This is a genomic window from Cellulomonas sp. C5510, assembly GCF_019797765.1.
GTDB lineage: Bacteria > Actinomycetota > Actinomycetes > Actinomycetales > Cellulomonadaceae > Cellulomonas.
This window is the reverse complement of record NZ_CP081862.1, coordinates 1,294,819-1,321,342: the sequence shown is the minus strand read 5'-3', so window position 1 is coordinate 1,321,342 and position 26,524 is coordinate 1,294,819. Positions and strand designations below refer to the sequence as shown.

The following is a 26,524-nucleotide window of genomic DNA, read 5'->3' as shown; positions in this document are numbered from 1 at the left end:
GATCGGCGCCCCGGGGACGCACCGGATCAGCGTCGGACGGACGCCGCGATCCGCAGGACCGCACGTTCGACGGCGAAGTGCGGGTCCCGGCCCGCGCCCTTGACCTCGGCGTCCGCCTGCGCCACCGCCGTGATCGCCTGCGCCAGCCCCTCGGGGGTCCAGTGAGCCAGCTCACGACGCGACCGGTCGAGCTGCCAGGGCGCGAGGCCGAGCTCGCGCTCCGCACCGGAACCGCGCCCCCGGACCGCCGAGACCTTGGCGAGCACGCGGAGGCGGGCGGCGAGCGCGGCGACGAGCGGGACCGGGTCGACGCCGGTGGCGAAGGCGTGCCGGAGGAGCGCGACGGCCTCACCGGAGGCCCCCTCGACGGCCGCGTCGGCGACGCGGAAGCCCGTCGCCTCGATACGGCCTCCGTAGTAGCGCTCGACGACCTCGACGCTGATCACGCCCGTGGTGTCGGAGACCAGCTGGGTGCACGCCGCCGCGAGCTCGCGCAGGTCGCTGCCCACCGCGTCCACGAGCGACCGCACCGCCCGTGGCTCCATGCGCCGGCGCGCCCGCCGGAGCTCCTGGGTGACGAACGCGACCTTGTCCGCGTCCTTCTTGAGCGGCTCGCACGCCGCCACCGGGTGCCCCGCCGCCCGGACCGCGTCGAGCAGCCGCTTGCCGCGCTGGCCGCCGCCGTGCCGCAGCACCAGGACGACGTCCGACTGGGGGGTGGAGACGTAGGCCGTCGCGTCGAGGATCAGGTCGTCGGTCGCCTTCTCCACGCCCTCCACGACCACGAGGCGGTCCTCGGCGAACAACGAGGGGCTGGTCACGAGGGTCAGCTCCCCGGCCGTGTACGCCGCGCCGTCGACACGCGTCACCTCGACCTCCGGGTCGCGCTCCCGGGCGAGCGCGACGAGGCGCTCCACCGCGCGGTCCGCGAGGAGCTCCTCCGCGCCGGTCACGAGCACCACCGGCGCGAGGACGACCTCGTCCCACGCAAGGCCTGCGGGAGCTGACGACCGGGCGCCGCCACGGGAGGTGCGGCGCGGGGCGGAGGTCGAGGCGGGTGGCACGTGCCTAGGGTGCCACGCGCCGCCGACAGCGCAGGACCAGCACCACCGACGCGGCCGACGCCGCCGCCAGCAGCAGGACGCCCACCGGGCCGCCCGCCCAGGTCACGAGCGAACCGGGGAGGCCCGCAGCCGTCCGCGCGACCCCGGCGATCCACCAGCAGGCCGCCCCGGCGACGCCCGCAGCCCACGCCGCACCGTCCGGCCACCAGGGTCCGAGGACGGCCGCGACCAGCCCGCCCACGGTGGCCGGGGCGACAGCGGGCGCGGCGAGGAGGTTGGCGGGGACGGAGTAGACCGGCACCTGCGGCGAGAGCAGGAGGACGACCGGAGCGCAGACCGCCTGGGCGGCGACCGGCACCGCGCACGCCAGCGCCAGCCAGGACGCCTGCCCCCGCGCCGCCCGCGATCCCGCGTCCCGCCACCGGTGTGCGAGCGGGGCCGCGAGCACGGCGATGCCCGCGGTCGCGACCACGGACAGGACGAAGCCCAGGTCACGGGCGAGCCACGGGTCGACGACGAGCAGCACGACGACCGCGCAGCCCAGCGCCGGCACGGTCCGGGACGGGCGCCCGGCGGCCAGGCCGAGGAGCCCGACGCCTCCCATCACGGCAGCCCGCACCACGCTCGCGGCCGGGTGGACGAGAGCGACGAAACCCGCCATCACGGCCGCGGTCGGCAGCCACCGCCAGCGGCGCGGGACGTGCAGCCTGGCCGCGAGCGCCAGGACCACCGCACCGAGCAGCGAGAAGTGCGCCCCGGAGACCGCCGTGAGGTGCGCGAGCCCCGAGTCGCGCATCGCCTGCTCCAGGTCGCCGACGCCGCGCGTGTCCCCGACCGCGACCGCGGGCAGCAACCGCCCGGCGTCTCCGGGGAGGTCGGCGGACAGCTCACCGAGACCGGCCCGGAGGCGTTCCGAGACGACGAGCGGCGCCGGTGGGCCGCCCCGGACCCGCGGAGCGACGGTGGCGCGCGCCCGGGCGACCGCGCGGTCCGCCGTGTGGCGTGCCGGCACGAGCCGCGCGAGCACCGTCACGACGGTGCCGTAGCGCAGTCCAGCAGCCGAGCCGGGCGCGACGACCTCCACGGCGGCGCGGGTCCGCAGCCCGTGTCCACCGGATCGCCCGTCATGATCCGGGCGTCCGGTGGTCGCCACCACCTCGGTCACCGCGAGCAGGAAGCGGACCCGGCTCGGCGGCGACCGGCCACTGCCGTCGCGGTTCCCCGGGTGGGCGTCGGACGGATCGCCGAGCGGCGCCGGCGTGCTCCGGACGACGCCCGTCAACCGGACGGACGAGCGCGCCTCGGCGAGCGCGCGCAGGTCCCCCGACTCGCGGGCACGGACCTGACCGGCGGTCGTGAGGAGCAGGACTCCCACGGCCCCGAGGACGAGGACGGCCTGCCCACGCCCCGCTCGCCCGGTGCCGACGGCGCGACCCGTGCTGTCGGCGCGCCCGGCAGGATCGGCACGCCCGGCAGGATCGGCACGCCCGGCACCACCGGCACGGCCCGGACGGCGCGCCGCCGCGGCGGATCGGGCCCCGCCGACCCGTGGCGCACCGGCCCCGCGACCACGACGTGGCCTCGAGCGGAGGTACGTCGAGGTCGCCACCAGGACCGTGAGCGCCGCACAGGCCCCTCCCGCGACGGCGAGCTCCCCCGCAGGGCGCGCCACGGCGACGAGCGCCGCAGCCCACACAGCACCGGCGGCGGGCACCAGGCGCAGGTCGGTCCGCTCCGCGCCGGGGCCGGGCACCCCCGACGTGGCCACCACCTCGGGGCCCCCGGTCGCGGACGCCCTGGTCGTCGCCACCCTCACACCCGCGCCCGGTCGCGCAGACCGGCGAGCAGCGCCGGGCCGATGCCCGGGACGTCCTCGAGCGCCTCCACGTCGGCGAACGTCCCGTGCTCGGTGCGCCACGCGACGATCCGCTCCGCCAGGACCGGGCCGATACCGGGCAGCGCCTCGAGCTCGGTCGCGCTCGCCGTGTTGAGGTCGACCTGTCCCCCGGGCCCCTGTCCCCCGGGTGCCCCTCCGGAGGGCGCGTCGACGCCCGTGCCGGCCTGGTCCGCGGCCGGCACGGGCTCTCCGGGGGCGGGCACCCGCACCTGGGTGCCGTCGGCGACGACCGCGGCGAGGTTGACGACCGCGAGGTCGGCGTCCGGGAGCGCCCCGCCCGCGGCGGCGACGGCATCCGCGACACGCGAGCCCGACGGCAGCTCCACGACGCCGGGGACGGCCACCCGACCGACGACGTGGACCCGCACGACCGCGACCGACGGGACGCTCGTGGGGGGCGGCGGAGCCGTGGCCGAGGGCTCGGGCAGGGCCACGGCGGGAGCACTGGGCGCCGAGGCGGCGCGCAACGCGACCGCGCCCCCGACGAGGGCGAGGGCGAGCACGGCGGCGGCCGCCACCCGCGGGGTGACCCTCCAGCGGACGGCACCGAGGACCCGGCCGCCGTCGCGGTGCCAGGGCTCCTGGTCGTCTCCCACGTCGGGCACCCCCGTTCCCGGTTCCCGGCGAACCGCGTCCCGTGCCACCGGCTCCCAGGACGCCGGCTCCCAGGACGCCGGCTCCCAGGACGCCGGCTCCCAGGACGCCGGCTCCCGGGCCGGAGGCTCCGCGGGCGTGTGCTGCCACGCGTCCGCCGGCCGGGGCCGAGGAGCGCCATCGCCGGCACGGGCGGCGTGCCGACCCCGAGCGCGCCGGGGCGCGGGCTCGGGGGCGGGTCCGCCGTCGTACCAGGTCATGCCCGGACGCTAGGCACGGCGCGGCCGTGGGGTCCGCTCCGGGAGCGCGTGCCTGGGGACGACACACGGCCGGGCCGCCTGGGGAGGACCCGACGTCCCGCGACAGGCGGACCCGCCCGGCCTCAGCGGTCGGTGACCGTCACCGCCAGTGCCCCCACGCCGAGGTGGCCACCGAGCACCGCACCGACCTCGCGCACCAGGACGTCAGCGGTGCCGAGCGTCGCACCCACCCGTGCCGCGAGTGCCTCGGCATCGTCCGTGCGCTCCAGGTGCTGGACGGCGAGCCGCACCCCCGGTCCGCGGCGGCGCGCCTCGGCCACCACGAGGTCGTGCAGCCTGTCCCGTGCCGCGCGGCGGGTCCGGACCCGCTCGGCGACCTCGATGCGGCCGTCGCGCAGCGTCAGCACGGGACGCAGGCCGAGCACGGTCCCGAACGCCGCGGCCGCCCCGGACAGCCGCCCACCCCGGCGCAGGTGATCCAGCGAGTCCACGACGAACCAGGCGGCCGTCGAGCGCCCGACCTGCTCGGCCGCGGCGGCGACGGTCGCCCCGTCGGGCTGTCCGCCCCAGGCGTCCCCGGACGCCGCCTCGGCGGCGGCGAGCGCCGCGAAACCGAGGCCCATCCCGGCGGAGCGGGAGTCCACCACGTGCACGGGCAGCGGGGCGAGCTGCGCCGCGAGCCCGGCGGCCCGCACCGTCCCGGACAGCTCGCCCGAGAGGTGCACCGAGACGACCTCGGCCGCGCCGCGGGAGGCGGCGGCCTCGTAGGCCCGGGCGAACGCCGCGGGGGGTGGCTGCGAGGTCGTGAGCCGGCGCCCCGCGGTCAGCAGCGCGGCGAGGTCACCGGGCCCCAGGTCGACCCCGTCGCGGTAGCGCTCACCGTCGGCGGCGACGTCGAGAGGCACCACGGCGACCCCCCATGCCTGGGCGTCCGCGGCGGTCAGGCACGACGTCGAGTCGGTCACCACGGCGACACGCGGCGGCAGGGGTCGGCCGTCGGGCACCCCGCCGCCGGCGGCGGGCGCGGCGACGTCCCGCCGCAGCATCCGGGCGATCCGCTCCGCCCACCTCGGCGGCAGCGCCGTCCGTGCCGCCTCCGGCGCCCTGCGTGGCGTTCTGGAGGACGCCGCCGCGACGTCCTCCAGAACCTCCGGCGAGCCGCCGGCGCCGCGGGGCACCGTCAGGCCGGGACCACGTTGACGAGCTTCGGCGCGCGCACGACCACGGTGCGCACGTCACGGCCGGCGAGCGCGCGCTGCACGCCGGCGTCGGCGAGAGCCAGCTCGCGCAGCGAGGCGTCGTCCGCGTCCGGGCTGACCTCAGCCCGGCCGCGGACCTTGCCCTGCACCTGGAACACGCAGGTGACCGTCTCCTCCACCAGGTACTGCGGGTCGACGACCGGGAACGGCTCGTGCGCCAGCGAGCGCTCGTGCCCGAGGCGGGACCACAGCTCCTCCGCCAGGTGCGGCGCGACGGGCGCGGTCATGAGCACCAGCTGCTCGGCGACGGACCGCGGCACGGCGGGCAGCGACGTGAGGTGGTTGTTGAGGACGATCAGCTTGGCGATCGCGGTGTTGATCCGCATGCCTGCCATGTCCTCGCGGACCTCGGCGATCGTGCGGTGCAGCACCCGGAGCGTCTCGACCGTCGGCTCGGCGTCGGCCACGGTGACCTCACCGGTCTCCTCCGAGACCACGTTGCGCCAGACACGCTGCAGGAAGCGCTGCGCGCCGACGACCGCCCGGGTCTCCCACGGGCGGGACAGGTCCAGCGGGCCCATCGACATCTCGTAGACCCGCAGCGTGTCCGCGCCGTACTCGGCGTACATCTCGTCCGGGGAGACGGCGTTCTTCAGCGACTTGCCGATCTTGCCGTACTCACGGTGGACCTCCTCGCCGTTCCAGGTGAACCCGGACGCGACGGACTCGTCCTCGACCACCTCGGCGGCCGGCACGTACACCCCGCGCGCGTCGGTGTAGGCGTAGGCCTGGATGTAGCCCTGGTTGAACAGCCTGTAGAACGGCTCACGGCTGGAGACGTGGCCCAGGTCGTACAGCACCTTGTGCCAGAACCGGGCGTACAGCAGGTGCAGCACGGCGTGCTCGACGCCGCCGACGTACAGGTCGACGCCGCCCGCGCCGTGGGTGTCGCCAGGATTGTGGCCCGGGCCCATCCAGTACTGCTCGAGCGCCGGGTCGACGACCTGGTCGGTCGCGTGCTGGGGGTCCAGGTAGTGCAGGTAGTACCAGCACGAGCCGGCCCAGTTCGGCATGGTGTTGGTGTCGCGGCGGTAGACCTTCGGGCCGTCGCCCAGGTCCAGCGTGACGTCCACCCAGTCGTCGTTGCGGCTCAGCGGCGCCTCCGGGGAGGAGTCCGCGTCCTCGGGGTCGAACGTGCGGGGCGCGTAGTCCGGCACGTCCGGCAGGTCGACGGGCAGCGACTGCTCCGGGATCGCGATCGGCAGGTCGTTCTCGTCGTAGACGATCGGGAACGGCTCGCCCCAGTACCGCTGGCGGCTGAACAGCCAGTCGCGCAGCCGGTAGGTGGTCGTGCGGGACCCGGCGCCGCGCTCGGCCAGCCAGTCGACGATCCGCGTCTTGGCCTCGGCGACGGACAGCCCGTCCAGGCTGATCTCGTCGTTCGACGAGTTGATGATCTCGCCGTCGCCGGTCCAGGCGCCCTCGTGGCCCTCCGGCGGCTGCACGGTGTGGACGACCGGCAGGCCGAACGCCTCGGCGAACGCGAAGTCGCGGGTGTCGCCGCCGGGCACCGCCATGATCGCGCCGGTGCCGTAGCCCATCAGGACGTAGTCGGCGATGAACACGGGCAGCTGGGCGCCGTTGACCGGGTTCAGGGCGTAGCCGCCGGTGAACACGCCGGTCTTGCGGCCGGCGTCGGCCTGGCGCTCGACGGCCGACTTCGCGGCGGCCTCGCGACGGTAGGACGCGACGGCCTCCGCCGGGGACGCCGCACCGCCTCGCCAGGACTCCGGCACGTCCTCGTCCCAGGCGGGCTCGGACGCGGCGACGATCGCGTCGACCAGCGGGTGCTCGGGCGCCAGCACGACGTAGGTCGCGCCGAACAGCGTGTCGGGTCGGGTGGTGAACACGGTCAGCGGCTCGTCGGCGTCGGTCACCTCGAAGTCGACGTGCGCGCCCTCCGAACGACCGATCCAGTTCCGCTGCATCGCGGTGACCTTCTCCGGCCAGTCGATCAGCGACAGGTCGTCGGCCAGGCGGTCGGCGTACGCGGTGATCCGCATGTTCCACTGCCGCAGCGTGCGCTGGAACACCGGGAAGTTGCCGCGCTCGGACCGGCCCTCGGAGGTGACCTCCTCGTTGGCCAGCACGGTGCCCAGGCCCGGGCACCAGTTCACCGGGGTCTCGGAGACGTACGCCAGCCGCTGGGAGTCGACGACCCGGCGCCGCTGCACCTCGTCCAGCTCGGCCCACGTCGCCCCCTCGGGCACCCCGTCGACGCCCTCGGGGAGGGCCCGGCCCGCCTCGTAGGCCGCGACCAGGGTCGCGACCGGGCGCGCGGCCCCCCGTCCGCCGTCGGGCCGCTCGGCGTCCTCGTCGTACCAGGAGCCGAAGATCTGCAGGAAGATCCACTGCGTCCAGCGCACGTAGTCCGGGTCGATCGTGGCGAACGTGCGACGCGGGTCGTGGGCGACACCCAGGCGCTTCAGCTGGCGCGCCATGATCTCGATGTTCGCCTCGGTCGTGGTGCGCGGGTGCTGACCGGTCTGCACCGCGTACTGCTCCGCCGGGAGCCCGAACGCGTCGTACCCCAGGGCGTGCAGCACGTTGTCGCCCTGCATCCGGCGGAACCGCGCGACGACGTCGGTCGCGATGTACCCCAGGGGGTGCCCGACGTGCAGGCCCGCCCCCGACGGGTACGGGAACATGTCCATGACGAAGAACGGGCGGGCGTCCGGGCGTGCCGACGCTCCCTCGCCGTCCGTCAGCGCCCCGGTGGGGTTCGCCGCGAAGAACGTGCCGCGCTCCACCCACTCGTCCTGCCACCGGAGCTCGATCTCGCGTGCGAGGTCGGCGGTGTAGCGGAACGGCACGTCCTGGCCGGTGGTGGGGACGGAGTCGGGCTGGGCTGAGGCGTGCGAGGTCACCGCCCGAGCATATCGACGCCCACACCCCCTCCCTCCCACCTCTCCCCCACCCCCGCTGACGCCGTCGGAGGCTCCGACGTGGGATCGAGGTGGTCCGCGGAGCACCACGATCCCGCGCGACACCCTCCGAGCGCGTTGGGAGCCTCCGAACGGGCGGGAGGGGACGGGAGGGAGGGGTGGGTGTCAGCGGGGTGGGGGGCGGAGGGCGGTGGCGGCGACGGTCAGGCCCACGGCGGTGAGCGCCACGCCGACCCACGCGGGCGCGAGGTAGCCGAGGCCGGCGGCGATGACCAGGCCGCCCGCCCAGGCACCGGCGGCGTTGCCGACGTTCAGCGCGGAGTGGCAGAGGGCGGCGCCGAGGGACGGCGCGTGCGGCGACAGGTCCATGAGCCAGGACTGCAGCGCCAGCCCGAGCACCTGCGACGCCACGCCGAGCCCGACCACGGCGATCACCCCGGGCACCGGCGAGCGCCCGAGGACCGCGACGAGGACCAGCACGACGGTCGTGGCGGCGAAGCCGAGCAGCACGGTGCGCGGCACGGACCGGTCCGCGAGCCGGCCGCCGATCAGGGTGCCGGCCGTCATCCCGACGCCGAACAGCGCGAGGACGACGGGCACGGTCGTGACCGCCAGGCCCGTGACCTCGGTGAGCAGCGGCGAGACGTAGGAGTACACCGCGAACATGCCGCCGAACCCGACGGCACCGGCGCCGGCCGCGACCCACAGCCGCGGGTTGCGCAGCGACCCGATCTCGGTGCGGACGCTCGCGCCGTCCGGCACGGCGAGCCCCGGCAGCCACCGCCACAGCGCCGCGAGCGTCACCAGCCCGAGCGCTCCGACGGCCACGAACGCGGCCCGCCAGCCCATCGCCTGCCCGAGCACGGTCGACAGCGGTACACCCACGACGTTCGCCACGGTCAGCCCGGCCATCATCGTCGCGACCGCCTGGCCGCGACGCCCGGGACCGGCGACGTGGGCACCCATCGCGGCACCGACGCCGAAGAACGCCCCGTGCGGCAGCCCGGCGACGAACCGCGCTGCGACCAGCCACCCGGCTGTGGGCGCGAGCGCGGACAGCACGTTGCCGACGGTGAACGCGGCCATGAGCAGCAGCAGGAGCCGGCGCCGCTCCACGCGGGCGGCGACGCTCGTGAGCAGGGGCGCCCCGACGACGACGCCCAGGGCGTAGGCGGTGATCACGTGGCCGGCGGTGGGGATCGAGACCCGCAGGTCGTCCGCGACGAGCGGGAGCAGGCCCATCGTCGCGAACTCGGTGGTCCCGATGCTGAAGCCGCCGAGTGCCAGGGCGAGCAGCGGCAACCGTGCCCGCCGGCGCACGAGGTGCGGGTCGAGGACGGAGTCGCCCGCGGGCGTGCCGGTGGTCGTGTGCATGAGGGCGCTCCCGCGGCGAGGTCGGTGTGCGGCTGCGCGCGGGCCGGACGGGCGGGGGCACGGCCGACGGGTGCGGCGGCCCGTCCCGGTGTGCCACGTCGGCGGGGTCCCGGTCGAGCCAGCCTACCGGCCGCAGCCCGGACCGCGCGGTGCGGCCCCGCCCGCGCCCGACCCGGGTCCGCCGGGCCGCCCCCCGGAGCTCAGGCGTCGAGCAGCACCCAGATCGCGCGGGCCGCGACCTCGCCCAGCTCGACCCCGCTCGGCTCACCGCCACCGTCCGGGGGCAGCACGCGCACGGACGTCATGCCGGCGAAGTCGCGCCGCTCCACCACCTCGACCCGGGCGTCCAGCACCACCCCGACGGACGCGAGGTACCGCAGCAACCCCGGGTCGGCGTCGGAGATGCGGGCGATCCGGCCCGACCCGCCGTCGAGCTCCCACAGCATGCGCGCGGCCGGGGCGGGCACCGTGCCGTCGGGCGCGGGGATCGGGTCGCCGTGCGGGTCCCGCGTCGGGTGCCCCAGCCTGGCGTCGATGCGCTCGACCATGAGGTCGGACACGGCGTGCTCGAGCACCTCCGCCTCGTCGTGGACCTCGTCCCAGGCGTAGCCGAGCTCGCTGACCAGGAACGTCTCGATGAGCCGGTGGCGGCGCACCACCTGGACGGCGTGGCGCACCCCCTCGGGGGTGAGGGTGATGGCGGCGTACGGGGCGTGCTCCACGAGCCCCTGGTCGGCGAGGCGGCGCACCGTCTCGGACACCGTGGACGCGCCCACCCCGAGCCGCTCGGCGAGCATCTTGGTGGTCACCGGCGCCGTCGACCACTCCCGCGCGGTCCAGATGACCTTGAGGTAGTCCTGGGCGACGGAGGTCAGGTCGCTCGTCTCGCTCACGACGTCCAGCGTAGGGCCGTGGCAGCTGCGGGGCGGGGACCGTCCGCGGCGACGACGCGCTGTGGTAGGAATCGCGGGAGCCGTCCGCGCACGCCGGGCGGCGCGGACCGCTCGACGGAGGACGCCCGTGGACGCCGACCGACCGACCGCTGTGGACCGGGCGCGACGCGCCGCCGGGAGCGTCCTGGGGGCGGTGGGTCGCTGGTTCGCCCGGCGCGAGCTGTCGTGGCCCGGCATGCTCGGGGCGCTGCTCGGGTTGGCGGCCGCGATGACGCCGTCGCTGCTCCCCCGCCCGACCCTGTACCTCGGGTTCATCGCGGGCGTCGGGGCCGCGCTCGGGTACGCCCTCGGCGTCCTCGTCGCGTGGGTGGTCCGCCGCACCGGGATACCCCTGCCTCCCGCCCGTGTGCGCCGCGTCGCCTGGCGGGTCCTGTCCTGGGCGGGCCCTGTCCTCGCCGTGGTCGTCGTCGTGGTGGGCTGCCAGTGGCAGGACGACGTCCGCGTGCTGGTCGGCGAGGAGCGGCGAACGTCGTCGGCGTTCCTCGTCGGGGTCCTCGCGCTGGCCGTGGGACTGGCGCTGATCGCCCTGGGGCGCGCGCTGCGCCGACTGTCCCGCCGGGTCTCGCGCCTGCTGGGACGCTGGGTGCCCGCCTCCGCGGCGTCGCTGCTCGGTGTCGTCGTGGTGACGCTGCTCGTGTACTGGCTCGCCGCGGGCGTGCTGTTCCGGGTGGTCGTCGACGTCGCGGACTCCGTGTACGCGGGCACGAACGCCGGCACCCCCGACGGGGTCGAGCCCGTCACGTCGCCGCTGCGCTCCGGGTCGCCCGCCTCCGCGGTCTCGTGGGACTCCCTCGGTCGCCAGGGGCGCGCGTTCGTGGCCGGCGGCCCGTCGACGGACGAGATCGCCGAGGTGACCGGTGAGCAGGCGACCGAGCCGATCCGCGTCTACGCCGGGCTGGACTCGGCCGACGACGCCGCGGGGCGGGCCGAGCTCGCCGTCGACGAGCTGGAGCGCACCGGGGCGTTCGACCGGTCGGTCCTGGTGGTGGCCGGCGCGACCGGCACCGGCTGGACGGAGCCCCAGCAGATGGCCGCCCTGGAGTACCTGTGGGGCGGTGACACGGCGATCGCGACCATCCAGTACTCCTTCCTGCCGAGCTGGCTGTCGTTCCTCGTCGACGCCGACCGCGCGTCCGAGGCCGGGCGGCTGCTGTTCGACGCCGTGCACGCCCGGTGGGCCGAGCTGCCGCAGGACGACCGGCCGCAGCTCGTGTCCTACGGCCTGAGCCTCGGGTCGTTCGCCGCGCAGGCGCCGTTCGGATCCGTCGGCGACCTCACCGCGCGCGTCGACGGCGCCCTCTATGTGGGCACGCCCGCCTTCACCCCGCTCTGGCGCACGATCACCGCCGAGCGCGACCCCGGCAGCCCGCAGTGGCAGCCGGTCGTCGACGACGGCCGCACGGTGCGGTTCGCGTCCGACGGCACCGGGCTCGCCACGCAGGCCGGGACCTGGGACTCCCCGCGCGTCGCGTACCTGCAGCACGCGTCCGACCCCGTCGTCTGGTGGTCGTGGGACCTGCTCACCCGGCAGCCCGACTGGCTCGCCGAGCCGCGCGGGCCCGACGTGTCCGGCCGGGTGCGCTGGTTCCCCGTCCTGACGTTCGTGCAGGTGACCGTGGACCAGTTCTTCGGGGTCAGCGTCCCGGACGGGCACGGGCACAACTACGCCTCGCAGGTGGTGGCGGCGTGGGCCGCCGTCACGGAGCCCCCGGGCTGGTCGGACGCGGAGCTGGCGGACCTGCAGTCCCTCATCGACGAGACCCTGACCCTGCCGACCCTCCCGGGCGCCGACGTCGGCTGACCCGCACCCACCCCGGCCACCTCTGCCCGCCCCGGCCGCCCCTGCCCACCCCCGCACGCGAGTTCGGCACTCCGGTGCGAGTTCGGCAGCCGGAGCTGCCGAACTCGCCGTGGCGGGCGGATGGCGGGTGCGCGCGGGTGGGGGTCAGGCGCGGGCGTCGCGCCAGCGGGTCCACTGCTCGACGAGGGAGAGGTCGTAGTCGGGGCCCCCGACGCCGACCGTGAAGAGAGTCACACCTGCCTCCACCAGCGGGGCCGCGACCTCGGACGGCGGGGCGCTGACGCCCACGGACCGCTCGACGAGGGCGGCGGTGTCACGGCCGACGGCGGCGCCGTGCTCGTCGAGGATCGCGCTCTTGCGGGTCAGCGTCTCGAGGTCGCCGAACGAGTGCCACGCGTCGGCGTGCTCCGCGACGACCCGCAGCGTCTTGCGCTCGCCGCCGCCGCCGATCAGCACCGGGATGTCCCGCGTCGGCGCGGGGTTGCCGGCCGCGAGGCGGGCCTTGATGCGCGGCAGCGCCTGCGCGAGGTCCGCGATGCGGGAGCCCGCGGTGCCGAACTCGTACCCGAACTGGTCGTAGTCCTTCTCGAACCAGCCGGCGCCGATGCCGAGGATCAGGCGGCCGCCGCTGATGTGGTCGACCGTGCGGGCCATGTCGGCCAGCAGCTCGGGGTTCCGGTACGAGTTGCAGGTCACGAGCGCACCGATCTCGACGCGGCTGGTCTGCTCCGCCCACGCGCCGAGCATCGTCCAGCACTCGAAGTGCTTGCCGTCGGGGTCGCCGTAGAGCGGGAAGAAGTGGTCCCAGTTGAAGATCACGTCCACCCCGAGGTCCTCGGCGCGGCGGACCGCGTCGCGGATCTGGGCGTAGTCCGCGTGCTGGGGCTGGATCTGGACTCCGATGCGGAGGGGTCGTGTCATGGTCGTCACCGTACGTCCGCGCCGGCCGCGCGCGCCGCCCCGGACCGGCACCCGGCGCCGGCGCGGGGTCGCGCGCCGTCTACGCTGAGCCGGTGCGGCCGCCCGCGTCCGCGTGCCGTCGCCGGCGCGCACCCGGCCGGCCGCGCCCGATCGACCAGCGCCCGGCACCAGCCGGCCCGTGCGCCCGCCGCACGGTCGCCCCGCTCCCGACCCCGGAGGTCCCCATGCCCGCCGTCGCCGACGCGTCCGAGCTCTCGGCGCCCGTCCCGCTGCGCTGGGTCGGCCCGCTGCGGGTCAGCGGCAACGTCATGACCGGCGAGGCGGAGGTGCCGCTCGCGACGTACGAGTCCCCGCTGTGGCCGTCGGTGCGCCGCGGGGCCCGGATCTCCACGATGGTCGAGGGCGGCATCCGCGCGACGCTGGTGGACGAGCGGATGTCCCGCTCGGTGCTGCTGGAGGCGGGCGACGCGGGCGTGGCGCTGGCCGCCTGGCAGCACCTGACGTCGCACCGGGCGGAGCTCGAGGCCGTCGTCGCCGGCAGCAGCCGGTTCGCCCGGCTGATCGACCTGCACGTGCAGATCGCCGCGAACCTGCTGTTCGTCCGGTTCGAGCTGACCACAGGCGACGCGTCGGGCCACAACATGGTGACGAACGCGGCGGACCGCCTCATGGACCACGTCCTGGCGACGGTGCCGGGCGTGCGGTACGGGTCGGTGTCGGGCAACTACTGCTCGGACAAGAAGGCCACCGCCGTGAACGGCATCCTCGGACGCGGCAAGAACGTCGTGACGGAGATCGTCGTGCCGCGGCGGCTCGTCGAGCGGTTCCTGCACACCACGCCCGAGGCCGTCGTCCAGCTCAACGTCCGCAAGAACCTCATCGGCACGATGCTGGCCGGCGGGCTGCGCTCGGCGAACGCGCACTACGCGAACATGCTGCTGGCGTTCTACCTGGCGACCGGGCAGGACGCGGCGAACATCGTCGAGGGCTCGCAGGGCCTCACCCACGCGGAGGTCCGCGACGGCGACCTCTACTTCTCCTGCACCCTGCCGAACCTCATCGTCGGGACCGTCGGGAACGGCAAGGGCCTCGGCTTCGTCGAGGAGAACCTCGCCCGGCTCGGGTGCCGCGAGGAGCGTGAGCCCGGCGCGAACGCCCGGCGGCTGGCGGTGCTGTGCGCCGCGACCGTGCTGTGCGGGGAGCTGTCGCTCATGGCCGCGCAGACGAACCAGGGCGAGCTCATGGCCGCGCACCTGCGCCTGGAGCGCGGCGCGGCGGGTCCCGCGGCCACGGCCTGACCCGGCGCGCGGGGCGGCCGACCGGCCGGGTCTCCCGTGACCGCCGGGATGAATCCGGCCCGCGGGGGCGTTCCGTGTGAGGCGCGTGAAGACCCCGGCCGTCGCTGGTCGGGCTCCGCGCGCGGGGCTACAGTCGTCCGGGCCTCGCGTGGCGCCGGTACGACGCAGCACCACGCTCCGGGGCCACCCGCCCCGGGCCCCTCCGCCCGACGGGCGGCGACCAGCCCGAGAGGATCCCACCCCGACATGCAGCTCGGCATCGACGACCTGGCCTTCGCGACCGCGGACCGGTACCTCGACCTGGCGGACCTCGCCCCCGTGCACGGCGTGGACGTCGCGAAGTACACCGTGGGCCTGGGCCAGGACCGGATGAGCGTGTGCGCCCCCGACGAGGACGTCGTGACGCTGGCCGCGGCAGCCGCGCTGCCGCTGGTCGAGGACCTCGACGACGCCGGCCGCGCCGCGATCCGGACCGTGCTGCTGGCCACCGAGTCGGGCATCGACCAGTCGAAGTCCGCCGGCGTCTACGTGCACCGGCTGCTCGACCTGTCCCCCTCGGCGCGCGTCGTGGAGCTCAAGCAGGCCTGCTACGCGGGGACGTCGGCGCTGCAGATGGCGCTCGCCCTCGTGGCGCGCAACCCGGAGCAGAAGGTGCTCGTCATCTGCTCGGACGTCGCCCGGTACGACGTGGGCTCCTCCGGCGAGCCGACCCAGGGCTGCGGCGCTGTCGCGATGCTCGTGACGGCCGACCCGCGCCTCGTGGCCATCGAGCCGGTGTCCGGCCTGCACACCACGGACGTCATGGACTTCTGGCGGCCGAACTACCGCTCGACGGCGGTCGTCGACGGCCGGCTGTCGCTGCGCGCGTACACGGACTCGCTGGCCGGGGCGTGGCAGGACTACCAGGCGCAGGGCGGCGCCGCCCTGGCCGACATCGACGCGTTCGTGTACCACCAGCCGTTCACGAAGATGGCGGTCAAGGCGCACGCGCACCTCGCCCGTGTCGCCGGCGGCCCCCGGGACGCCGAGGCGCAGGCCGCGCAGATCGCGGACACCCTGCGGTACAACCGCGAGATCGGGAACTCGTACACCGCGTCGATGTACGTCGGGCTGGCGTCGCTGCTCGACCACGCGACCGAGGACCTCGCCGGCTCGCGCATCGGGTTCTTCTCGTACGGCTCCGGCTCCGTCGGCGAGTTCTTCACCGGCGTCGTGCAGCCCGGGTTCCGGCAGCACCTGCGCGCCGAGGCCCACCGCCGGCTGCTCGACGACCGGGAGCGGATCTCGCACGCCGAGTACCTGCGGATCGTCGCCCCCGTGAACCCGGTGGACGGCGGGGACCACGTCCTCGAGCCCACCACGCGCGGCTCGTTCCGGCTCGCCGCCATCTCGGGCCACCAGCGGGTGTACGAGCGGGCAGCCGCGGCGGACGCGGGGAGCGCGGTCGCCTGACGGGGACGCCGCCCGACTCGCTCGTCCGGCGGCGGCCGCCCACGTGGCGGCGCTACTGGTACGTCACCAGGTCCGGCGTCGGCTGCACGGCGTAGGTCTGCGCCGGGTCCAGCATCGGCTGGTCCTCGTCGTAGAAGTTCTTCCAGCCCCAGTGCACGTCCGGCGCCCCCTGGCGCAGTGCCCGCCACGTGTCGGCCTTCGCGGGCTGGGAGCCCTGGCCGTCGGCGTGGATGATCACCGCCAGCTCGTCGTGGCTGGTGTCGAGGCGCTCGCGGTCGGTGATCATCCGCAGCGAGAACTGGTGGAGCAGGAACATCTTCTGCGGCAGGTGGTGCTCCCGCGTGAACCCGGCGAGCCAGTCGGCGGTCGCGTTGACCTCGTCGACGCCCACCGACCCGATCTGCCGGAGGTGGACCTGGTCGGGCGCGAGACGCCACTCGGGGTCGAGCGCGAGGCCGACGTGCGGGTACGCGAGCAGCTCGGCGTACTGCTTCGCCTGGGTGACGAAGTCCGTGCGACCGGGCTGCAGGTCGATGACGACCGCCTGGCCCGCCTCCTGCGCGGCCTCGACCAGCGGTCGCAGGTCCTCCACGCTGCGGGCGCGCGAGTACGAACCGTCCGGCTCCGGGGCGGCGGAGGCGACCGTCGCGATGATCTCGAGGGTGGGCACGACCGTGTCGTCGGTCAGGGCCGCATAGGGCTCCGCGGTCTGGCGGGCGCGCGCGATCGTGGCCGGTACGTCCTGCTCACCCAGGACGCCGAGCGCCGGCGTGCCGGGGGTCCCGTACAGCGCCACGTAGCGCTTGCCCGGCTCGCCGCGCGGGAACACGAGCTGCCCGCCTCCGGGGAGCTCCACGCCGGTCGCAGCCGCCGCGACGCGCGCGCCGAGCCGCTCGGGACCGCCGAAGCCGGGGGCCAGGGCCACCACGGTCCGGACGCCGTCGAGCGCCTGCACCGTCTCCGAGGTCGCCCGCGGGTCCCCGCCGGGCACGTCGACGACGGGGACCCCCGCCGCCCGCGCCGTGGCGAGCGCGGCAGCGGTGCGGCCCTCACGGTCGGCGGCGGCGTCCACGAGGACGGCGGCGTGGGCCGGCTCCTCGGACGGCACGACGAGCGGGCCGTCGGCGGCGAGCAGGACGCCGGCCGACGGCGGCCCGGACGGGGCGGCCGTCGGCGAGGCTGAGGACGGCGGCGTCGGCGGGCGGCTCCCGGACCGGGTCCGCGAGGGCTCCGGCGACGTCCGGGCACGCGACGCGCGGGACGACGCGGGAGAGGACGGCGCCCGCGGCGAGGAGCTCGCCGTCGGGGAGGCGTCGGGCGCGGGCGCGGGCCCGGTCAGCAGCGCCGTGCCCGGCCGGTCCAGGCCGGCGACCGCTGCGGCCAGCCGCGCCGGGTCCACCTCGTGCGGGTCCCCGAACGCGAACCCGAGCTCGGCGAGCACGGACGGGTCGGCAGGGTCGACGGCGTGCACCCGCAGGCCGGAGCCGAGGTCGTCCGGCGGCTCGCCGACCGCCACGACGTCGGTGGCCCCCAGCCGCTCGATCTCCTCGGCGAGCCCGTCGTCGCCCGCGACGAGCGCCGGCACGCCGAGAGCGACGGCCGCCGACGCGGCGGGTCCGACGGTCGCCGGGTCGTCGTCCGCGGCGAGCACGACGGCCGGCGCCTGCGCGAACAGGGCACGGCTCACCGCCAGCGCCGTCGCGGCGGCGGATCCCTCGGGCAGGACGGTCGCCCGCTCCTCGGGGAGCCGGACGTCCGCGCTCACGGGCTCGGGCGTCGGCGTCGGCGAGGCACTCGGGCCGGGCGGTGTCGCCCCGCCGGTGCAAGCCGCGAGCGCGACCGCGACGACGGACGCCAGCACGGCGACTGCGCCACGCCGGGTCGGCCCGGGGCGGTGTGCGCGGGGTCGGGCGGGACGAGGGGCGGGGGCGGACGCAGCAGGCACGGGTCTCCGGGGCCGGGGACAGGTTCCCTGCCACTGTAGGTGTGCCCACCGACACCTGCGACGCCGAGCGCGCACCGTCGCGGCACGGGATGATCGTCCGCATGGGCACGGAGAGCACGCAGCAGGAGTTCAGCACCGCGGGGTCGTACGTCACGTCCGGCGAGGAGTTCGTGCGGGACCAGAACTACCTCACGACCCGCATCACCGCGGACGGCCGGGACGGCTACCCCGTCGAGCCCGGCCGCTACCGCCTGGTGGTGTCCCGCGCCTGCCCGTGGGCGAACCGCGCGGTCATCGTGCGCCGCCTGCTCGGCCTGGAGGACGCGATCTCGCTCGGGGTGTGCGGTCCGACGCACGACTCCCGGTCCTGGACCTTCGACCTCGACCCGGGCGGCGTGGACCCGGTGCTCGGCATCCCCCGCATCCAGGACGCCTACTTCCGGCGCGTCCCGGGGTACGACCGCGGCATCACCGTCCCGGCGCTGGTGGACGTCCCGTCGGGCGCCGTCGTCACGAACGACTACGCGCAGATGACGCTCGACCTGTCGACGCAGTGGACGGCGTTCCACCGCGAGGGCGCCCCGGAGCTGTACCCCGAGCACCTGCGGGACGAGATCGACCAGGTCGCCCGGAAGGTGTTCACCGACGTGAACAACGGCGTCTACCGCTGCGGGTTCGCCGGGTCGCAGGAGGCGTACGAGCGGGCGTACCGCCGGCTGTTCTCCCGGCTCGACTGGCTGTCCGAGCGGCTGTCGATCCAGCGGTACCTGGTCGGCGACACGATCACCGAGGCGGACGTCCGGCTGTTCACCACGCTCGTGCGGTTCGACGCCGTCTACCACGGGCACTTCAAGTGCAACCGGTCGAAGCTGACCGAGATGCCGGTGCTGTGGGCGTACGCGCGGGACCTGTTCCAGACCCCGGGCTTCGGCGACACGATCGACTTCGACCACATCAAGCGGCACTACTACGTGGTGCACGAGGACATCAACCCCACCCGGATCGTCCCCGCGGGCCCGGACCTGCGCGGGTGGCTGACGCCGCACGGCCGCGAGTCGCTGGGCGGACGCCCGTTCGGCGACGGCACCCCGCCCGGCCCGGTCCGCGAGTCCGAGCGCGTCGACCCGGCGCACACCGCGGAGGCGATGGCGGGCTGACCCGCCCGCCGCGGACTCCTCCCGCCGGGTTCGGCAGCTCCGGCCGCGGAACCGGCGTGTCGCGCCGGCGTGTCGCCTGGGAGTGCCGAACTCGGCGGAGGCCGGGCGCGGCTGGTCAGGCAGCCGGGCGGACGCGGACCACGTTGCGCCACGGGTCGTCGAACGTGACCGTCGCGCCGTCGTCCCGCACGTGCACGCCGTGCGCCGCCAGCCGCTCCCGCAGGGCGCCCACGTCGTCGCTCCCGGGGACGACCAGCGTGACCTCGCCCAGCCCCAGGCTGCTCGCCCGCGGGCCGGCGCCGGCGGAGTTCCACGTGTTCATCGCCATGTGGTGGTGGTACCCGCCGGCCGACACGAACAGCGCGCCGTGCCACTCGGCCATCACGTCGAACCCGAGGGCGTCGACGTAGAACGCCCGCGCCCCGGCGACGTCGCCGACCTGCAGGTGCACGTGACCGACGACCGGCGCGCCCGCCGGGGCCGCGAGCGCCGCGTCGGTGACGTGCCCGCGGATGAACTCGTTCGGGTCGAGCCGCAGCGCGTCCATGACCACGCGCCCCTGCGCGTCGTACTGCCACACGTCGCGGGCGCGGTCCCAGTACAGCTCGACGCCGTTGCCCTCGGGGTCGGTGAGGTAGAACGCCTCGGAGACCAGGTGGTCGGCGCTGCCGACGTACGTCTGCGGCGCGCGGGAGGCGACGGACGCGAGCGTGGCCGCGAGCGCCTCCCGGGTGTCGAAGAGGATCGCCGTGTGGAACAGCCCGGCCTGGCTACGGCTCGTCGGGGGGAGGTCCGGCGTGTGGCGCAGCACGACGAGCGGCCGACTCCCCCGCCCCAGGACGACCACGTCGGGGCGCTCGACGCCCTCGATCCGCGCGTCCGGCCGCTCGACCACGTCGAGCCCCAGCACGTCGCGGTAGTAGCGGAGCTGGGCGTCGAGGTCCGCGACGAGGAGGGTCACGGGTCCCATCGCGGTGTCGGCGGCGAGGCGGTCCTGGGTGGTGTCGGCGGCGGCCATGCCGTCGATGATAGTTGAGGCTTCAACTGTTGACCAGAGACGCGTGTCGCAGGACCACGCCGGAGCGCGTCAGCCCCGGCGCTGCAGGTCGTTGTGCCCGAAGTCGGTGAGGAACCGCGGCCCCTGCTCGCGCAGCTCCGCCTCGAAGTCCGCGGCCCAGCCGCTGTACGGTGCCCGGGCCAGACCGTCGTTCGCGAACCGCGCGTCGTCCGTGAGCTCCGTGACGCAGAACGCCGGGATCTGCAGGTCCGTCACCGGGCCGGAGCGCTCGCACTCCGCGACCACCAGCGGCGCGTTCTCCCCGCCGAAGACGTCGACCACCCAGCCGTCCGCGCCCAGCCACACCGCGTACCGGTTCTTGACGATGCGGTGGCCGCCGCGCCGGATCATCTCGATGCCGACCGTCACGTCGATCTCGCGCTCCGCCTCGTACCGGGTGCCGACGTTCATGGGGCCCTTGAGCGTGACCGCGCAGAACTCGAAGGCGTCACGGGCCTCCTCGAGGACCGCCAGCGGGTCGGCGTCGGGCCCGAGCGGCAGCTGCAGCCCGTCGGCCTGCACCCGCAGGCGCAGCGCGTAGCCGTCCTGCGCCAGGAAGTACGACTGCACGATGAGCACCGGCTCGGGCTCGGCCAGCAGCTCCATCGGCGGCGTGCGCACGAAGAACCGGCGCTCGAACTCGAAGTCGCCGTAGCCGGTGTCGCTCACCGGACCCTCCCCGCTCGTCCTCACAGCGCCCGGGGCGTGGGCGCCGCTGCAGGTCACGCTACGCGACCGCCCCGCGCCGCCGCGGGACCCCGCTCCCGCCCGGCGGCGTCACGAGGCGCGCAGGTCCATCCCCAGCGTCCGGCCCCAGGACGCGGTGGCCACCTCCTGGAACCCGACGCGCCCGTAGAACGCGATCGCGCCCGGGTTCTGCTCCGAGACCTTCAGGTGCACGCCCGGCACGCCGCGCTCGCGCAGCGCCCCCGTGAGCGTCTCGATGAGCGTGCGTCCCAGCCCGCGCCCCTGGGCGCGCGGCAGCAGGTCGATGTGCAGGTGCGCCGGGTAGGCCGCGGTGAGCTCCTCCTCGTACCGGGAGCCGCGGTGGATCGTCTGCAGCAGGTCGTGGTCGCGCAGCCCCTCGACCTCCGGGCGCAGCGGGTACCGCTCGCGCAGCGGGGGCCACCAGACGTCCTCCTGCCAGCGCGCGAACGCCTGCGAGTCGGCCGTGCCCACGACGTATCCGGCCACGCCGTCCTCGTCGGTGACGACCCACGCCAGCCCCGGGTCGGCCACGGGGTACGGGGCGGCGTACACGTGGCCGAGCAGGTCCGGGTCGCGGTAGAACCGGGTCCCGTCGCCGCCGGAGTCGCCGGTGAGCAGGCACACGCGGTACATGCCCGCCAGGTCGCACGTCGAGAACGGTCTCACCTGCATGCCCGCGACCCTACCGGCGCAGCCCGACGTGCGGGGCGGTCAGACCGCGAACCGCGCGGACGTCTCCGGCGACAGCGCGTGGGCGATGCGCGCGTGCATCTCCGCGGACATCTCCGGCAGGGCGTCGAGCGGGAACCACCGCGCCTCGGAGTTCTCGCCGTCGCCCGGCCCCGGCTCCCCCGAGACCCAGCGGAACCGGAACGTCAGGTCCAGGTACTGCGAGCGGTCGCCGTTCGCGTACGTCATCGGCGGCAGGGAGTGCACCCACGCCAGGCGCTCGGCGACCGCGACCACCTCGGTCTCCTCGAGGACCTCGCGCGCACCCGCGACCGCCGGCTCCTCCCCCGGGTCGATGATCCCGGTGACGGGCGTCCACGCCCCGTTGTCGGCGCGCCGCACCAGCAGGATCTCCTCGGCACCGGGCGCACCGCCGACCACCGGGCGCACGACCACCGCGCTCACACCGGACAGCCACAGCAGGTCGTGGCCGATCTTCTCGCGCAGGTCCAGGACGAAGTCAGGCGTGGGCACGCTGCGATGCTACGGGCGCGGCGACCCGACCTCGTCGCGCCACGAGTGCTGCGGCTCGAACCCGATGAGCTCGCGCGCCGCGTCGATCGCGAGCAGCGTCTCGTACGTGCCGAGGTCCCGCCGCACCGGCACGTCGGGGAACTCCGCGGCCAGCAGCTCGGAGGACGGGGTGTCCATGATCGTGTCGGCCGCCGCGATGATGACGTTCCGGGAGCCGGACGTCGTGGCCTCCAGCGCGAGCCGGCAGGACGCCGCCGCGTCGCGCGCGTCGATGTAGCCCCACAGGTTCCACCGCCGCAGGGCGGGGTCGCCGTGGAAGGCGGGGACCCGGGCGTACGCCTCGGGCGGGAAGACGTTCGAGAACCGCAGCCCGACGAACGGGATGCCCGACCACTGCGCGACCTGCGCCGCGAGGTCCTCGCTCAGCACCTTCGACAGCGCGTACGTCGACGTCGGGTACGGGAAGTGGTCCTCGTCCACCGGCGCGTACCGCGGCGGCACGTCGAACGGCAGGCCCAGCGTGGTCTCGCTCGACGCCCACACCACCTTGCGCAGCCCCAGCCGCTGCGCGGCCAGGAACACGTTGCCGTTCGCCGCGAGGTTGCGGCTCAGCGTCTCCGGATCGGACTCCATGCCCGGCTGCGGGATGTTCGCCAGGTGCACCACGGCCGTGCAGCCCGCGAGCGCCTCCACCGCCTGCCCGTAGTCGGTCAGCTCGGCGCGCATCACGTCGACACCCAGCCCGGCGCGCTCGCCGAACGGCCCCTGCGCGTCGGTGGCGTGGACGGCGTAGCCGTGGTCCAGCAGGTCCCGCACGACGGCCCGGCCCACCTTGCCCAGGGCACCCGTGACGGCGACGGTCTCGGTCATGGCCGCCATCCTCGCCGGGGCGCGGCGGGCGCGTCCACCGGAGGCGCGTATCCCGAACCGCCTGCCGCACCCCCGACGTCCCCTACCGTTGTCCCATGCCGCACCGCGACGTTCTCGAAGCGATCCGTGCATTCGTGGCCGAGCGCGAATGGGCCCAGTTCCACACCCCCGAGAACCTGGCGAAGAGCATCTCCATCGAGGCGGCGGAGCTGCTCGAGTGCTTCCAGTGGGACGAGGCGTCCGACCGTGAGCGGGTCATTGCCGAGCTCGCGGATGTCCTGACCTACGCGTACCTCCTCGCCGACAAGCTAGGAGTCGACCCGGGCGACATCGTCCTGTCCAAGCTCGCGACGACCCGGCAGAAGTACCCGGTCGAGAAGGCTCGCGGGCGGAGCACGAAGTATGACCAGCTCTAGGGTCCACCGCTTCCCGTTCACGCAGGCGCACGTCCGCCTGCTCAGGGACGTCGATCCGCGCTTTGCGAACTGGCCGGTCGTCTACGCCCTGGACGGCGCGGGCGAGGTGTACGTCGGCGAGTCGCTGAGCGTCGCGACCCGCTTGAAGCAGCACCTGGAGAATCCCGACCGCCAGCACTTGGCCGAGGCCCGCGTCGTCATCGACGAGACGTTCAACAAGTCGGCGTGCCTCGACCTCGAGTCGTACCTGATCCGCCTGTTCGCGGGTGACGGCAAGTTCCGCGTGCTCAACCGCAACGAGGGCGTCACGGACGCCGACTACTTCGATCGCGATGCCTACCGTGCCGCCTTCGCGGAGATCGCCGACGAGTTGCGGGAGGCAGGCCTCTTCGAGCGGTCGGTCCCGGAGATCGAGAACAGCGACCTGTTCAAGCTGTCGCCGTTCAAGGCGCTGAATGCGGACCAGGCGATCGCGCTGGAGTCGCTGCTGGACGGACTCTTCGCCGACATCGGTGCGGGGACGCACAGCACCTCCGTCGTCCAGGGAGACCCGGGAACGGGCAAAACGGTCGTGGCGATCTACCTCATCAAGCTCCTGCGCGACATCGCGCGCTGGGAGCCGACGGAAGACCCGGTGTCGGACTCCGTCTTCGCCGAGTACTTCACTCCGGAGAACGCCCGTCTGCTTCGCGACTTCCGCATCGCGCTGGTCGTCCCCCAGCAGTCTCTCCGCAGGACGATCGAGAAGGTCTTCGCCCGGACGCCCGGCCTGAGCCCGTCGATGGTCCTCACCCCGTTCCAGGTCGGGGAGTCGCGGGATCGGTTCGACCTGCTCATCGTCGACGAGACGCACCGTCTCAACCAGCGCGCCAACCAGGCCACGGGCGTGCTCAACGCGAAGTTCCCCGCGATCAACCGGCGGCTCTTCGGAGAGGACGACCTGCAGCTGACGCAGCTCGACTGGATCGTGGCGCAGAGCGATCACCGGCTCTTCCTGGTCGACGCAGCACAGCGCGTCCGGCCCGCCGACCTGCCCAGGGAACGGCTTGAGCGCCTGGTGACGGAGGCGTCGTTCGACCGCCGCTTCCACCTCCGATCGCAGATGCGGCTCGCAGGCGGGAGCGACTACATCGAGTACGTCCGCGCCCTGCTGCGCCCGGGCAGCACGCCCTTCGTCGCACCGCAGACATTCGGCGACTACGAGTTCGCCATGTACGACGACATCGCCGCGATGAGAGAGCGGCTCGCTGCTGCGGAGCGTGCTCACGGCCTCGCGCGGCTGGTCGCCGGCTACGCCTGGCCGTGGCGCTCGCGCCACGACCGTGCTGCCTACGACATCAGCATCGGCGGCCTCCAGCTCCGGTGGAACAGCGCCGCACGGGACTGGATCAGCTCGCCAGGGTCCGTCGACGAAGTCGGATCCGTCCACACCGTGCAGGGGTACGACCTCAACGTGGCCGGCGTGATCATCGGGCCCGATCTGCGCTTCGACCCGGTGCGCGAGCGACTCGTGTTCGACCGGTCGAACTACTTCGACACCAAGGGCAAGGAGAACAACCCGACGCTCGGCAAGACGTACACGGATGACGAGCTCCTGGAGTTCGTCACGAACATCTACGCCGTCCTGCTGACCCGAGGCATGCGGGGGACGCTCGTGTACGTGTGCGACGCACCGCTGAGGGAGCACCTCGGCCGGTACATCCCCCGGGCCTGAGCGCGTCCACCGGAGCGCTCAGACGGTCGCGTCGCTCCCGCGCAGGATCGACGTCATCTTCTTGCCGCGCCCCACCTCGTCGACCAGCTTGTCCATCCACCGGATCTGCTGCATCAGCGGGTCCTCGATCTCCTCGACCCGGTACCCGCAGATGACCCCGGTGATGAGCCCGGCGTTCGGGTTCATGGCGGGCGCCTGCGCGAAGAACGTCCGCAGGTCGGTGCCGTCGTCGAGCACGCGGCGCAGCCCGGCGTCGTCGTAACCCGTCAGCCACGTGATGACCTGGTCGACCTCGGCCTGCGTCCGGCCCTTGCGCTCCGCCTTGGCGACGTAGTGCGGGTAGATGCTGGCGAGGCTGGTGGCGAAGATGTCGTGCCGCGGCATGGGGTCCTCCTCGGGCGTCCGGCCCAGTATCGCCGACGGCGCCGTCCCGGGACCGCCGGTGTGGGTCCACGGTCCCTGGCGGCCCGGCGGCGCCTCCCTACGCTCGGGAGTGTGCACGACGCCGACGTGGTGGCGCTCCTGACGCGGCTGGTCCGGGTCGACGAGGTGCTGGCCGCGCCCGGCGACCGGGCGGACCGGCTGGCCGGCGCGGCGGAGGTGCTGCGGGAGGTCGTCGGCGCGCGGCTGTCCCCGGTCTTCCTGCTCGACCGGACCGGCACGCGGCTGGAGCTGGTCGCCGACCAGGCGCAGCGCCGCGTCCTGGGCGACGACTTCCGGACGATGCCGGCGTACCAGCACCTGCGCGCCCCGTGGATCAACACCGAGGAGTGGCCGGTGTCCGCGGCCGACCACCTGGACCACGCGTCGTGGCAGGTCCTGCCCGAGGACTTCCGGGCCTGGTTCGGGACGTCCGGGATCGTGGCGCCGATCCACGCCGACGGGCGCCACCTGGGGGCGGTGCTGCTGGCGTTCGACGGTGAGTACCGCCTGGCCGAGGACGTCCGGGCGTTCCTGGCGGTCGCCGGCCGGATCATGGGCAACGCCCTGTACCGCTGGCAGGCCGGGGAACGGGAGCAGGAGCTCGGCGCCCTGCAGGAACGGCGGCGTCTCAGCGACGAGCTCCACGTGGACCTCGCGCAGCAGACCGCCGCGCTCGGCATGCAGGTGGAGGCCGTCCGGCTGGACGCGGAGACCGGCTCCGAGCTGCTCGCGCAGGACGTGGAGGCTCTGCGACGGGCCGTGGGCAGCCTGCAGCGGAACCTGCGTCACCAGATGCTGGGGCTGCGCGCGGACGCGGGGCTGGGCGCCCGGCGGCTGCTCGAGACGGTGCGGGCGCACCTCGACACGTTCAGCACGGAGCTGCAGATCCGCACACACCTCGTCTGCCCCGACACGGCAGCCGCCGATCGCGTGCCGGTGGCCGTGGCGGCCCAGCTGCTGCGGGTGCTCCAGGAGTCGCTGTCGAACTGCCACCTGCACGCGTCCGCCAAGGCGGTGGCCGTGCGGCTGCTGGCGTCCGGCACGCGGGTGCGGCTGGAGGTCCAGGACGACGGCGCCGGGTTCGACCCGGCGAGCGTGCCGGACTCGCGGCTCGGCCTGTCCATCATGCGCGAGCGGATGGAGCAGGTCGGCGGCTCGCTGTCCCTGGTGTCCGTCCGCGGCGGCGGCACGCTGGTCGTCGCGGAGGCGCCGCTGGACCCGGCCGGCCGTGTGGTCGGCGGCCCCGGAGTCGACGTGCGGGAGAGGATCTGAG

Annotated in this window: 22 protein-coding genes; 7 read left to right on the top strand and 15 right to left on the bottom strand. The window is 74.9% G+C overall.

The annotated features are described in order from the left end of the window. Positions 1-26 precede the first annotated feature (26 nt). From holA to K5O09_RS05955, 7 genes are all read right to left on the bottom strand, one after another. On the bottom strand, positions 27-1,064 hold the full coding sequence (gene holA / locus K5O09_RS05985) for a DNA polymerase III subunit delta (protein ID WP_370635527.1): 1,038 nt from the start codon (positions 1,062-1,064) through the stop codon (positions 27-29). A 4-nt stretch (positions 1,065-1,068) separates the two neighbouring features. Next, positions 1,069-2,439, bottom strand: a complete 1,371-nt coding sequence (locus K5O09_RS05980; protein ID WP_222171882.1) for a ComEC/Rec2 family competence protein — start codon at positions 2,437-2,439, stop codon at positions 1,069-1,071. 437 nt (positions 2,440-2,876) lie between these two features. Beyond that, positions 2,877-3,557, bottom strand: a complete 681-nt coding sequence (locus tag K5O09_RS05975; protein WP_255596157.1) for a ComEA family DNA-binding protein — start codon at positions 3,555-3,557, stop codon at positions 2,877-2,879. 380 nt (positions 3,558-3,937) lie between these two features. Further along, entirely contained in the window at positions 3,938-4,861 is a 924-nt protein-coding gene (locus K5O09_RS05970; RefSeq protein WP_222171880.1) for a DegV family protein, read from the bottom strand. Positions 4,862-4,995: 134 nt separating this feature from the next. Next, positions 4,996-7,941 (bottom strand): leucine--tRNA ligase, encoded by a 2,946-nt coding sequence (gene leuS / locus K5O09_RS05965; protein ID WP_255596156.1) that lies wholly within the window; start codon positions 7,939-7,941, stop codon positions 4,996-4,998. A gap of 183 nt (positions 7,942-8,124) precedes the next feature. Further along, positions 8,125-9,333, bottom strand: a complete 1,209-nt coding sequence (locus K5O09_RS05960) for an MFS transporter (RefSeq protein ID WP_222171879.1) — start codon at positions 9,331-9,333, stop codon at positions 8,125-8,127. Between the two features lie 200 nt (positions 9,334-9,533). Then, positions 9,534-10,226, bottom strand: coding sequence for a metal-dependent transcriptional regulator (locus K5O09_RS05955; RefSeq protein ID WP_304518606.1), 693 nt, complete (start codon positions 10,224-10,226; stop codon positions 9,534-9,536). Positions 10,227-10,353: 127 nt separating this feature from the next. On the opposite strand from K5O09_RS05955, the gene K5O09_RS05950 reads away from it, so the two are divergent. After that, positions 10,354-12,087, top strand: coding sequence for an alpha/beta-hydrolase family protein (locus K5O09_RS05950; RefSeq protein WP_255596155.1), 1,734 nt, complete (start codon positions 10,354-10,356; stop codon positions 12,085-12,087). Positions 12,088-12,231: 144 nt separating this feature from the next. On the opposite strand, the gene K5O09_RS05945 is transcribed toward K5O09_RS05950, so the two are convergent. After that, the gene (locus K5O09_RS05945; protein WP_222171876.1) at positions 12,232-13,008 is read right to left on the bottom strand and encodes an LLM class F420-dependent oxidoreductase; all 777 of its coding nucleotides are present in this window, start codon (positions 13,006-13,008) and stop codon (positions 12,232-12,234) included. Positions 13,009-13,232: 224 nt separating this feature from the next. Between K5O09_RS05945 and K5O09_RS05940 the strand changes: the two genes are divergently transcribed. Both K5O09_RS05940 and K5O09_RS05935 read left to right on the top strand, forming a co-directional pair. Continuing rightward, the gene (locus K5O09_RS05940; RefSeq protein WP_222171875.1) at positions 13,233-14,306 is read left to right on the top strand and encodes a hydroxymethylglutaryl-CoA reductase; all 1,074 of its coding nucleotides are present in this window, start codon (positions 13,233-13,235) and stop codon (positions 14,304-14,306) included. A gap of 246 nt (positions 14,307-14,552) precedes the next feature. Further along, the gene (locus tag K5O09_RS05935) at positions 14,553-15,758 is read left to right on the top strand and encodes a hydroxymethylglutaryl-CoA synthase (RefSeq protein ID WP_222171874.1); all 1,206 of its coding nucleotides are present in this window, start codon (positions 14,553-14,555) and stop codon (positions 15,756-15,758) included. A 52-nt stretch (positions 15,759-15,810) separates the two neighbouring features. On the opposite strand, the gene K5O09_RS05930 is transcribed toward K5O09_RS05935, so the two are convergent. Continuing rightward, the gene (locus tag K5O09_RS05930; RefSeq protein ID WP_255596153.1) at positions 15,811-17,523 is read right to left on the bottom strand and encodes a hypothetical protein; all 1,713 of its coding nucleotides are present in this window, start codon (positions 17,521-17,523) and stop codon (positions 15,811-15,813) included. A 281-nt stretch (positions 17,524-17,804) separates the two neighbouring features. On the opposite strand from K5O09_RS05930, the gene K5O09_RS05925 reads away from it, so the two are divergent. Next, positions 17,805-18,860: a glutathione S-transferase family protein gene (locus K5O09_RS05925; protein ID WP_222172619.1), complete on the top strand. Its 1,056-nt coding sequence runs from the start codon at positions 17,805-17,807 to the stop codon at positions 18,858-18,860. A gap of 115 nt (positions 18,861-18,975) precedes the next feature. Here the strand turns inward: K5O09_RS05925 and K5O09_RS05920 are convergent, their stop codons facing one another. From K5O09_RS05920 to K5O09_RS05900, 5 genes are all read right to left on the bottom strand, one after another. Continuing rightward, positions 18,976-19,878 (bottom strand): VOC family protein, encoded by a 903-nt coding sequence (locus tag K5O09_RS05920; protein ID WP_255596151.1) that lies wholly within the window; start codon positions 19,876-19,878, stop codon positions 18,976-18,978. A gap of 69 nt (positions 19,879-19,947) precedes the next feature. Then, positions 19,948-20,586: a hypothetical protein gene (locus tag K5O09_RS05915; RefSeq protein ID WP_222171872.1), complete on the bottom strand. Its 639-nt coding sequence runs from the start codon at positions 20,584-20,586 to the stop codon at positions 19,948-19,950. Positions 20,587-20,694: 108 nt separating this feature from the next. Continuing rightward, positions 20,695-21,297 (bottom strand): N-acetyltransferase, encoded by a 603-nt coding sequence (locus K5O09_RS05910; protein WP_222171871.1) that lies wholly within the window; start codon positions 21,295-21,297, stop codon positions 20,695-20,697. Positions 21,298-21,336: 39 nt separating this feature from the next. Continuing rightward, complete coding sequence (locus K5O09_RS05905) at positions 21,337-21,828, bottom strand: NUDIX domain-containing protein (protein WP_222171870.1); 492 nt, start codon at positions 21,826-21,828, stop codon at positions 21,337-21,339. 9 nt (positions 21,829-21,837) lie between these two features. Then, entirely contained in the window at positions 21,838-22,698 is an 861-nt protein-coding gene (locus K5O09_RS05900; RefSeq protein WP_222171869.1) for an NAD(P)-dependent oxidoreductase, read from the bottom strand. A gap of 95 nt (positions 22,699-22,793) precedes the next feature. Here K5O09_RS05900 and K5O09_RS05895 point away from each other — a divergent pair, with 95 nt between their 5' ends. After that, the gene (locus K5O09_RS05895) at positions 22,794-23,114 is read left to right on the top strand and encodes a nucleotide pyrophosphohydrolase (RefSeq protein ID WP_222171868.1); all 321 of its coding nucleotides are present in this window, start codon (positions 22,794-22,796) and stop codon (positions 23,112-23,114) included. Then, positions 23,101-24,828, top strand: a complete 1,728-nt coding sequence (locus K5O09_RS05890; protein ID WP_222171867.1) for a DUF2075 domain-containing protein — start codon at positions 23,101-23,103, stop codon at positions 24,826-24,828. Before K5O09_RS05895 ends, K5O09_RS05890 begins: the two co-directional genes overlap by 14 nt. Positions 24,829-24,846: 18 nt before the next feature. Here K5O09_RS05890 and K5O09_RS05885 read toward each other — a convergent pair whose 3' ends face one another. After that, a complete protein-coding gene (locus K5O09_RS05885; RefSeq protein ID WP_222171866.1) occupies positions 24,847-25,212 on the bottom strand; it encodes a DUF2200 domain-containing protein in 366 nt (121 codons plus the stop codon). A 111-nt stretch (positions 25,213-25,323) separates the two neighbouring features. Here K5O09_RS05885 and K5O09_RS05880 point away from each other — a divergent pair, with 111 nt between their 5' ends. After that, positions 25,324-26,523: a sensor histidine kinase gene (locus tag K5O09_RS05880; protein ID WP_222171865.1), complete on the top strand. Its 1,200-nt coding sequence runs from the start codon at positions 25,324-25,326 to the stop codon at positions 26,521-26,523. Position 26,524 lies beyond the last annotated feature (1 nt).

Bases quoted from the DNA above. Each gene is read 5' to 3' on its own strand.
- K5O09_RS05910 (WP_222171871.1), bottom strand. From the start codon at position 21,297: ATGCAGGTGAGACCGTTCTCGACGTGCGACCTGGCGGGCATGTACCGC.
- K5O09_RS05900 (WP_222171869.1), bottom strand. From the start codon at position 22,698: ATGACCGAGACCGTCGCCGTCACGGGTGCCCTGGGCAAGGTGGGCCGG.
- K5O09_RS05920 (WP_255596151.1), bottom strand. From the start codon at position 19,878: ATGGCCGCCGCCGACACCACCCAGGACCGCCTCGCCGCCGACACCGCG.
- K5O09_RS05970 (WP_222171880.1), bottom strand. From the start codon at position 4,861: ATGCTGCGGCGGGACGTCGCCGCGCCCGCCGCCGGCGGCGGGGTGCCC.
- K5O09_RS05895 (WP_222171868.1), top strand. From the start codon at position 22,794: ATGCCGCACCGCGACGTTCTCGAAGCGATCCGTGCATTCGTGGCCGAG.
- K5O09_RS05940 (WP_222171875.1), top strand. From the start codon at position 13,233: ATGCCCGCCGTCGCCGACGCGTCCGAGCTCTCGGCGCCCGTCCCGCTG.
- K5O09_RS05925 (WP_222172619.1), top strand. From the start codon at position 17,805: ATGGGCACGGAGAGCACGCAGCAGGAGTTCAGCACCGCGGGGTCGTAC.
- K5O09_RS05890 (WP_222171867.1), top strand. From the start codon at position 23,101: ATGACCAGCTCTAGGGTCCACCGCTTCCCGTTCACGCAGGCGCACGTC.
- K5O09_RS05885 (WP_222171866.1), bottom strand. From the start codon at position 25,212: ATGCCGCGGCACGACATCTTCGCCACCAGCCTCGCCAGCATCTACCCG.
- K5O09_RS05960 (WP_222171879.1), bottom strand. From the start codon at position 9,333: ATGCACACGACCACCGGCACGCCCGCGGGCGACTCCGTCCTCGACCCG.
- K5O09_RS05935 (WP_222171874.1), top strand. From the start codon at position 14,553: ATGCAGCTCGGCATCGACGACCTGGCCTTCGCGACCGCGGACCGGTAC.
- K5O09_RS05945 (WP_222171876.1), bottom strand. From the start codon at position 13,008: ATGACACGACCCCTCCGCATCGGAGTCCAGATCCAGCCCCAGCACGCG.